Annotated in this window: 9 protein-coding genes; 7 read left to right on the forward strand and 2 right to left on the reverse strand. The window is 67.4% G+C overall.

The window, feature by feature from the left end; all coding sequences use genetic code 11:
• Both VF662_RS13145 and VF662_RS13150 read left to right on the forward strand, forming a co-directional pair.
• The coding region (locus VF662_RS13145) for a metallopeptidase TldD-related protein (RefSeq protein ID WP_464141996.1) at positions 1-610 on the forward strand (610 nt) is incomplete at its 5' end.
• Positions 603-1,364, forward strand: a complete 762-nt coding sequence (locus VF662_RS13150; protein ID WP_464141998.1) for a 3'(2'),5'-bisphosphate nucleotidase CysQ — start codon at positions 603-605, stop codon at positions 1,362-1,364. The genes VF662_RS13145 and VF662_RS13150, both read left to right, overlap by 8 nt.
• Here the strand turns inward: VF662_RS13150 and VF662_RS13155 are convergent.
• Both VF662_RS13155 and VF662_RS13160 read right to left on the reverse strand, forming a co-directional pair.
• Positions 1,361-1,795: a CoA-binding protein gene (locus VF662_RS13155; protein ID WP_464142001.1), complete on the reverse strand. Its 435-nt coding sequence runs from the start codon at positions 1,793-1,795 to the stop codon at positions 1,361-1,363. The genes VF662_RS13150 and VF662_RS13155 overlap by 4 nt on opposite strands.
• Positions 1,796-1,822: 27 nt before the next feature.
• A complete protein-coding gene (locus tag VF662_RS13160; RefSeq protein ID WP_464142003.1) occupies positions 1,823-2,794 on the reverse strand; it encodes an Mrp/NBP35 family ATP-binding protein in 972 nt (323 codons plus the stop codon).
• 71 nt (positions 2,795-2,865) lie between these two features.
• Between VF662_RS13160 and hflK the strand changes: the two genes are divergently transcribed.
• From hflK to VF662_RS13185, 5 genes are all read left to right on the forward strand, one after another.
• A complete protein-coding gene (gene hflK / locus VF662_RS13165; protein ID WP_464142007.1) occupies positions 2,866-3,927 on the forward strand; it encodes an FtsH protease activity modulator HflK in 1,062 nt (353 codons plus the stop codon).
• Positions 3,924-4,784, forward strand: coding sequence for a protease modulator HflC (gene hflC / locus VF662_RS13170; RefSeq protein ID WP_464142009.1), 861 nt, complete (start codon positions 3,924-3,926; stop codon positions 4,782-4,784). Before hflK ends, hflC begins: the two co-directional genes overlap by 4 nt.
• Positions 4,785-4,901: 117 nt before the next feature.
• Positions 4,902-6,446 carry a Do family serine endopeptidase gene (locus tag VF662_RS13175; protein ID WP_464142013.1) on the forward strand — a complete coding sequence of 515 codons (1,545 nt, stop codon included), beginning with the start codon at positions 4,902-4,904 and terminating at the stop codon, positions 6,444-6,446.
• A gap of 71 nt (positions 6,447-6,517) precedes the next feature.
• A complete protein-coding gene (locus tag VF662_RS13180; protein WP_464142018.1) occupies positions 6,518-8,077 on the forward strand; it encodes a helicase HerA-like domain-containing protein in 1,560 nt (519 codons plus the stop codon).
• 3 nt (positions 8,078-8,080) lie between these two features.
• The coding region (locus VF662_RS13185) for an OPT family oligopeptide transporter (protein ID WP_464142021.1) at positions 8,081-9,009 on the forward strand (929 nt) is incomplete at its 3' end.

The following is a 9,009-nucleotide window of genomic DNA, read 5'->3' on the forward strand; positions in this document are numbered from 1 at the left end:
CGTCGGCCATTTGCTCGGCGCGATCACCGGGGCGGCGATCGCCCGCAAGACCAGCTTCCTGCTCGGGCGGGAGGACGATCTGATCTTCCCTCAGGGGATCACGATCCGCGAGGACCCGCACAAGAGGCGCGGCCTGCGCTCAAAGCCGTTCGACGGGGAAGGCGTTGCGACGCAGCCGCGGGACCTCGTCGCCAACGGCCGAGTCACCGGCTGGATGCTCGACAGCGCGTCGGCGCGGCAGCTCGGGCTGGAACCGACCGGCCACGCCTCGCGAGGCGTCGGCGGCCCTCCGGGGGCGAGCGCCACTGATGTCGATCTTCTGCCCGGCTCCGTCAGCCGCGACGAACTGATCGGCGACATCAAGCGCGGCCTCTATGTGGTCGAGCTGATCGGGCAAGGGGTCAATCAGGTGACCGGCGACTATAGCCGCGGCGCTTCCGGCTTCATTATCGAGAACGGGCGGATTGCGGGTCCGGTGGCCGAGATCACTATTGCCGGTAATCTCATCGAGATGTTCAGGACGCTCGTAGCCGCGAACGATCTCGAGCAGCGCCGCGCCACCAATGTGCCCACCCTGCGGGTCGAGGGAATGACGGTCGCCGGTGCTTGAGGACATCGCGCGGATCACCGAGGAAGCGGGACGGATCGCGGCCGCGCGCGTTGCGACCGATTACCAGCGCTGGGAGAAGGTGCCGGGCCAGCCGGTCTGCGAGGTGGACCTGGAGGTAAACGCCTTTCTGCAAGAGCATCTCACTGCGCTCGATCCGGAGGCAGGATGGCTGTCGGAGGAGACCGCCGATGCCTCTGATCGTACGGAGCGGCGGCGGCTGTGGGTCGTGGATCCGATCGACGGCACCCGCGACTATCTGCGCGGGCGGCCCGGCTGGTCCGTGTCAGTGGCTCTGGTGGAGGACCGGACGCCCGTGATCGGCGTCCTCTTTGCCCCGATGCGAGGCGAATTGTGGAGCGCTGCAAAGGGTGAGGGAGCGTGGCGCAACGGCGAGCGACTGCGCGTCAGCGGGCGCTCCAGCCTCGCAGGCGCGCGGATGCCGGCCGACCAGCTCCCGGCGGATGGGGCCGATCTGGTGCTGGTGCCGAAGCCGAATTCGATCGCGCTCCGCATCGCAATGGTCGCCGCGGGGGAGGCCGATCTGCTGGCCACCACCCGCTGGGGCTTCGAATGGGATATCGCCGCCGCGGTGCTGATCGCAGCCGAAGCCGGCGCCACCGTCACCGGAGCGTTCGGCCAACCCTTCGCCTTCAACACGCCGTCCGCCGAGGCGTTCGGAGTGCTGGTCGCTCCGCCGGCCATCCATGCAGCTGCGGCCGAGCGGTTCCGGCAGCGGGCGCTGGCTCTCGTTTAGGAATCGCTGACCGGCGGTACGCCCAGGCGGGGGATGTCGATCTTGGGGCAGCGGTCCATCACCACCTTCAGCCCTGCCGCTTCGGCTCGGGCCGCCGCCTCGTGGTTGACCACTCCGATCTGGAGCCAGACCGACTTCGCGCCCGCCGCGATCGCTTCGTCCACCGCTTCGCCGGCAGCCTGTGGGCGGCGGAAGATGTCGACCATATCGATCGGCTCGCCGATCTGGCTGAGCTCGCGCCAGACATATTCGCCGTGAACATGCTCACCGGTGATCTGCGGATTGACCGGTATCACCCGGTAGCCGCGGCTCTGAAGGTAGCGCATCACGCCGTAGGAGGGCCGGTCGGGCCGGTCCGATGCGCCGATCATTGCGATCGTGCGGGTGGTGCGCAGAAGCTCGGCAATGTCCTCGTCGCGGGTAAGCGGCATGATCTCCTCCTGTCGGAGGTGTAACAATCAGCCCCGGTTCGGGTTCATCTCTTCGCTGAGGCGCTGCGCGATTCGGGCGAAGGCTTCCGCCTCCTCGCCCGCTCCCGCCGCGGGGGGCCTCCCTTCGTCCGACGCGCGGCGGATGTTGAGCGTCAGCGGGACGCGGCCGAGGAACGGTATTCCCATCACTTTCGCCGCCGCCTCGGCGCCGCCCGCTCCGAACGGGTCCGATATCTCGCCGCAATGCGGGCAGGCATAGCCGGACATGTTCTCAATGAGGCCGAAGATCGGCACGTTCATCTTCCGGAACAGGTCGATCGCGCGGGTGGCATCGATGAGGGCGAGGTCCTGCGGCGTCGAAACGATCACCGCGCCCGCCGGCTTCCATTTCTGGATCAGCGACAACTGGATGTCGCCCGTGCCCGGCGGAAGGTCGATCACGAGGATCTCCGTGTCGCCCCAGTCGCCCTCAATCAGCTGGCCGAGAGCGCTCGCGGCCATCGGCCCGCGCCAAGCAAGCGCGCTTCCCTGCTCCACCATCTGCCCGAGCGAGAGCATCCGGATGCCGTGCGCCTCGACCGGAACGAGCTGCTTGTCGACCATCTGGGGCCGGTCGCTGTTGCCGAGGATGCGGGTTTGCGACGGCCCGTAGACGTCGGCATCGACTAACCCAACTGCCCGGCCCGCACGCGCAAGAGCGACCGCAAGGTTCGCGGAGAGGGTGGACTTGCCCACACCGCCCTTGCCGCTGCCAACGGCGATAATCGTCCGCTCCACCTTATCGGCCGTCATCGCGATGCGGACGTCGGCAATGCCCGGCAAGCGGCCCAGCGCCTCCCGGACATTGTGTTCCAGCTCCGCCCGTGCGGGTGCCGACAGGCCGGTCACGTCGAGGATCAGGCTCGCGACGCCGCCTGTCTGCCGCGCACCTGAAACCCGCCCGGCCGCGCCCGCAACGGTTTGCAGCGCCGTGATAATCGTCTGGCCATCCTCGCTCATGCGCGCCGCGATAGGCGTCTCGCCGGGGGATGCCACTGTTTTTCCGGCCTGTGCCCACCTATAAAGGTTCCATGAGCAGGATTTCCGGGTGGGGCGCGCGTCTCGGCGCCATGATGAACGAAAATCGCGGCGGCCCATGGGGCGGCGGAGGCGATGGGGGCGGAGGCGGTCCGCGCAATCCCTGGGGCGGTCCGCCCAAGCGCCCCCGGCCCGGCGGCTCCGGCAACGTCGCCTCGCTGGACGAGATCCTCAAGAAAAGCCGCGAGCGCTTCGGCGGCCGCTTTCCAGGGCAGGACGGGCGGCCCTACTGGCTTTACGGCCTCGGCATTGCGGCACTGCTCTGGCTGGCATTCACCAGCATCCACCGGATCGGGCCGCAGGAGGCCGGCGTCGTCACGCGCTTCGGAAGCTATGCCGGGACGATGGCACCTGGCATCGGCTTCACCTTCCCCTGGCCGATCGACCGCGTGCAGAAGGTCGACGTGCAGGAAATCCGCACCATCGACATCGGCAGCACCGACAGCAGCAGCGAGAACCTGATCCTGACGGGCGATCAGAATATCATCGATCTTGCTTATTCGATCCGCTGGACGATCGCGGATCCCGAGCAATATCTTTTCCAGATCGCGAACCCGGAGGAGACCATCCGCGAGGTCGCCGAAAGCGCGATGCGGGCGGTGGTCGCCGGCGTTTCGCTCGACGATGCGATCGGCGCCGGCCGAAGCGAGATCGAGCAGCGTGTGGAGCAGGTGATGCAGCAGCTGCTCGACGACTATGGTGCGGGGGTGCGCGTCCAGGGCATCGCCATCAAGCAGTCGGATCCTCCCGCGGCAGTCACCGATGCATTCAAGGACGTAACTGCGGCGCAGCAGGAAGCACAATCCTACGTCAACCAGGCGCGGGCCTATGCGCTCCAGCTTACCGCCAAGGCGCAGGGCGAAGCGGCCGCTTTCGATAAGGTTTACGGGCAATACAAGCTGTCGCCCGAGGTCACCCGCCGACGCATGTATTATGAGACGATGGAAAGAGTGCTTTCGAAGGTGGACAAGACGGTGGTGGAGGCTCCGGGCGTGACGCCCTATCTGGCCCTGCCCGAAGTGCAGAAGCGCAGCAGCGAAGGGGGCGCCCGGTGACGCGCCTCGCCCGCAACCCGATCGCGCTCGCCTTTCTGGCGATCATTCTCCTCGTGCTGATCGGAAGCACGGTGTCCGTCGTCCCCGAGACGAAGCAGGCGGTGATCGTCCGCTTCGGAGAGCCGGAACGGATCATCAATCCGTATCGCGCGAACGTGCCTTTCGGCGATACCGGCGCGGGGCTGATCGCCCGCTGGCCCTTTGCAGAAGAGATCCATTGGATCGACAAGCGGATCCTCTCGATCGATATGGATCGCCAGCAGGTGCAGTCGACGGACCAGCAGCGGCTCCAGGTGGACGCATTCGCCCGCTACCGAATTGTCGATCCGTTGCGGATGTTCATCTCGGCCCGCACCGAAGAACGGGTCAGCGAGCAGCTGAAGCCGATTTTAGGCTCTGCGCTGCGCAATGAACTGGGCCGCCGGCCTTTCGCGGCGTTGCTCACCGCCGAGCGCAGCCAGATCATGGAGAATATCCAGAAGGCGCTGAACCGCGTCGCCAGGCAATATGGCGCCGAGATCGTTGACGTGCGGATCAAGCGGGCGGATCTGCTCGAAGGCACGCCGCTCAACTCCGCCTTCCAGCGGATGCGCACGGCGCGCGAGCAGGAGGCGCGGTCGATCCGCGCCCAGGGTGCGAAGCAGGCCCAGATCATTCGCGCCGACGCCGATGCCGAGGCGGCAAGCATCTATGCCGAAGCCTTTGGCAAGGATCCGGATTTCTACGATTTCTACCGGGCCATGCAGTCCTACGAGACAACCTTCGTCGACAACGGCTCCGGCAAGGAACAGGGGCGGTCGAGCATCATTCTGTCGCCGAGCAACGACTATCTGCGCGAATTTCGCGGCCGGAGATGATGATGACGAATGTAATCGTCATTCAATCTCCGTTCAGCCGCAGAGCATAGCCTAGCACAAATGTTCGCCCGGTGGGGCCGCCCGTCCGGGCTGAAGATACGAAGGAGAATAGAGATCGTGCGTTACGTCTATGGGATTGCCGCCGCGCTGCTTCTCGGCGGTACCGCCGCAACCCTGACCGTCGGGCCCGTCGGCGCCCAGACCGCGCAGAACGAGCCGGGCTCGATCTCGGCCGCGCCGCCGCGCGCCGGGGCGCCGATGAGCTTTGCCGACCTCGCCGCGCGGCTGCAGCCGGCGGTGGTCAACATCTCGACCAAGCAGAGCATCACGGTCCAGAACCAGAGCCTCCCGCCGGGCTTCGAGGAGTTCTTCCGCCGCTTCGGCGCGCCCGTCCCCGAGGGCGGCGATCAGCCGGTCACCCGCCGCGGCGGCTCGCTCGGCTCGGGCTTCATCATCTCGCCCGACGGCTATGTGGTCACCAACAACCACGTCATCTCGCCGGCCCGCGACAATGCGACGGTGGAATCGATCACCGTCACGCTTCCGGATCGCAAGGAATATCGCGCCCGCCTGATCGGCCGCGACACGGCTTCGGATCTCGCCCTGCTGAAGATCGACGCCACCAATCTGCCGTTCGTCCGCTTCGGCGATTCGACCCGCGCCCGCGTCGGCGACTGGGTCGTGGCGATCGGCAATCCGTTCGGGATCGGCAGCACCGTCACCGCCGGCATCGTCTCTGCGGTGCACCGCGGCATCCAGGGCGGCGGCGCCTATGATCGCTACATCCAGACCGATGCGTCCATCAACCAGGGCAATTCGGGTGGCCCGATGTTCGACATCAACGGCAACGTGATCGGCATCAACACGGCCCTCATCTCGCCGACCGGCGGCAATGTCGGCATCGGCTTTGCGATCCCGGCCGAGCAGGCCGCTCCCGTGATCGACGCGCTCCGCAAAGGCCAGCGCCCGCAGCGCGGCTATATCGGCGTCAGCATGCAGGATCTCGGCGAGAGTGAGGCGGCTGCGCTCGGCGTTCCGAAAGACCAGGGCACGCTCATCCGCAGCGTAACTCCGGGCGGCGCAGCGGCGCGCGCGGGCATCCAGCAGGGAGACGTGATCGTCAGCGTTGCCGGACGTCCGGTTACGCCTGACGAGTCGCTCGCTTACCTGATTGCGCAGCAGCCGGTCGGGTCTCGCGTTCCGATCCAGCTTATCCGCGGCGGCCGCCGTCAGTCGGTGACCGTCACCGTTGCCGAGCGCCCGACCGAGGAAGAGCTGGCGCGCCTCAGCGGCATCCCTGCGGAGCCGGAGCTGCGCGACCAGCCGACCGAGCAGCAGTCCACCGGCCAGCGCTCCGCCCGCGCCAGCCTCGGCGTCACGGTGCAGGCGCTGACGCCCGAGATCGCCCGCCAGCTCCGACTGACGGATGCTCCGGCAAACGGCCTCGTCGTGACGTCGGTCGATCCGAACAGCGATGCTGGCGGGAAGGGCATCCAGGCCGGAGACATCATTCTTTCGGTGAACCAGCGCCCGACGCGCTCGCCCGAGGAAGCTGCCGCCGCGGTCGAAGCTGCGCGGACCGCTGGACGCCAGTCGGTGCTGCTGCTCGTCCGCCGTGGCAACACGCCGCCCATCTACGTCGGCATCGACCTCAAGCGCTGATCCTCATCGCCCGGCTTGCCGCGCCTCGTTCCTTCGGGAATAGGTGCGGCAGGCTGGGCAGAGGAGCAGGCGTGGACGACGGGACCGGAATCTTCATCGGCGGCGGCGGCAACGGGCAGCCGCAGCGGCTCATCCTCAAGCGCGCCAACCGCCACGGCCTGATCGCCGGCGCCACCGGCACGGGCAAGACCGTCACGCTCCAGGGACTGGCCGAGAGCTTCTCGGCGGTCGGAGTTCCCGTTTTCGTTGCGGACGTGAAGGGAGATCTCGCCGGCCTCGCAATGCCGGGCTCGCCGACCGCGAGCATGCACGGCGCGCTCACCGCCCGCGCGGCCGAGCTCGGGATGGCGGACTATGCCTATTCAGACAATCCGGCGATCTTCTGGGATCTTTATGGCGAGCAGGGCCATCCTGTCCGCACCACCGTTTCCGAGATGGGGCCGCTCCTTCTCGCGCGGCTGATGAACCTCAACGAGACCCAGGAAGGCGTGCTCAACATCGCTTTCCGGGTTGCGGACGAAGAGGGGCTGCTGCTCCTCAACTTGGAGGATCTGCAGGCGCTCCTGCTCCACTGCTCCGAGAATGCGAGCGAACTTTCCGGCCGCTACGGCAATGTGACCAAGCCGAGCGTCGGCGCAATCCAGCGCCAGCTGCTCCAGCTCGAATCGCAAGGCGGCGACCGCTTCTTCGGCGAACCCGCGCTCGAGATCGCCGACCTCTTGCAGGTGGACGAGCAGGGCCGCGGCTTCATCAGCATCCTGGCCGCCGACAAGCTGATGGCGAGCCCGAAGCTCTATGCCACCTTTCTCCTCTGGCTCCTGTCGGAGTTGTTCGAGGAGCTCCCGGAGGTCGGAGATCTCGACAAGCCGAAGCTCGTCTTTTTCTTCGACGAGGCGCATTTGCTGTTCGCCGATGCGCCCAAGGCGCTCCAGGAGAAGATCGAGCAGGTGGTGCGCCTGATCCGCTCCAAGGGCGTCGGCGTCTATTTCATCACCCAGAACCCGATCGACATTCCGGAGGAGGTGGCGGGGCAGCTCGGCAACCGCATCCAGCACGCGCTCCGGGCCTTCACGCCCCGCGACCAGAAGGCGATCCGAGCCGCCGCCGAGACCTTCCGCCTCAATCCGAAGCTGGACGTCGAGACCGCGATCACCGAGCTCAAGGTTGGCGAGGCACTCGTCTCGGTGCTCCAGGAGGACGGATCGCCGACGCCCGTCGAGCGGACCTCGATCAAGCCGCCTCGCTCGCGCCTGGGGCCGCTGACGGATCGGGAGCGGACCATCATCCAGGCGACCTCGCCGGTCGCCGGCAAGTACGACACCACCGTCGACCGCGAGAGCGCCGAGGAGATCCTGAAGGCGCGCGGGAGCGAGGCCGCCGCCGCCGCTGCCGAAGCGAAGGCCGAGAAGGAAGAAGCCAAAGCGGCGGCCGAGCGCGAGAAGCTGGAGGCGCGCCAGCGTGCGGCCGAAGCCCGCGAGCGGGCGCGGCTGGAGCGGGAGCGAAAGGCGAACCCGCCCATGGCTGAGGAAATGGTCCGGCAGGTGGGCAAGTCCCTGCAGCGCCAGGTGGTGAATAAAGTTGCGGGCTCGCTTCTGCGTGGCCTGCTTGGGGGTCTGTTCAAAGGGAGATAAGGCATGGCGACGGATGCAGGGACGGGCGGTGCCCGGGACAGGCTGAAAGGCCTCCCCGAGCTTACGGTACGCGGCGTGCTGCTCGGAGGGGCGATCACCCTGCTGTTCACGGCGGCGAACGTTTACATGGGCCTTCGCGTCGGCCTGACCTTCGCGACCTCGATCCCCGCGGCGGTGATCTCGATGGCGGTGCTGCGGCTGTTCGCCACCTCCAACATTCTCGAAAACAACATCGTCCAGACGGTCGCCTCGGCCGCGGGTACGCTCGCGGCGATCTGCTTCATCCTGCCGGGGCTGGTGATGATCGGCTGGTGGCAGGGCTTCCCCTTCTGGACCACTGCCTTCGTCTCTGCCCTTGGCGGCCTTCTCGGCGTGATGTTCTCGATCCCGCTGCGCCGCGCTCTCGTGGTGGATGCGCCGCTTCCCTATCCCGAGGGCCGCGCCGCCGCGGAAGTGCTGAAAGTCGGCGAAGGCTCGCGCGCCGGCGACGCAGAAAGCCGCGCCGGTCTTGGCGTGATGGCACTCAGCACCCTCGTCTCCGCGGGCTTTGCGGCGCTCGTCTACATGCGTCTCGCGGTCGCGGAGGCCACCCGCTTCTTCAAGATCGGCGCCTCGGCGACGGGCGTTGCCGGCGGCCTTTCCTTCGCGCTGCTGGGGGCTGGGCACCTCGTAGGCTTGGCGGTAGGGCTGGCGATGTTCGTCGGGCTCCTGATCGGCTGGGGCGTTGCAACGCCGTGGCTGACGGCGCTCGTGCCGCAGACGGGGACGGTGGAGGAGTTCGCATCGACCATCTGGCGGACGCAGGTGCGTTTCATCGGCGCCGGAGTGATCGGAGTCGCCGCGATCTGGACCCTGCTCCGGATCATGGGCCCGATCCTCAAGGGCATCACGAGCGCGCTTGCCGCCTCGCGGGCGCGGAAGGCCGGAGGCGA

Source organism: Allosphingosinicella sp. (assembly GCF_036387215.1).
Taxonomy (GTDB): Bacteria; Pseudomonadota; Alphaproteobacteria; order Sphingomonadales; family Sphingomonadaceae; genus Allosphingosinicella.

Excerpts from the sequence above, each read along its gene's own strand:
- VF662_RS13155 (WP_464142001.1), bottom strand. The coding sequence starts at position 1,795 with ATGCCGCTTACCCGCGACGAGGACATTGCCGAGCTTCTGCGCACCACC.
- VF662_RS13160 (WP_464142003.1), bottom strand. The coding sequence starts at position 2,794 with ATGAGCGAGGATGGCCAGACGATTATCACGGCGCTGCAAACCGTTGCG.
- hflK (WP_464142007.1), top strand. The coding sequence starts at position 2,866 with ATGAGCAGGATTTCCGGGTGGGGCGCGCGTCTCGGCGCCATGATGAAC.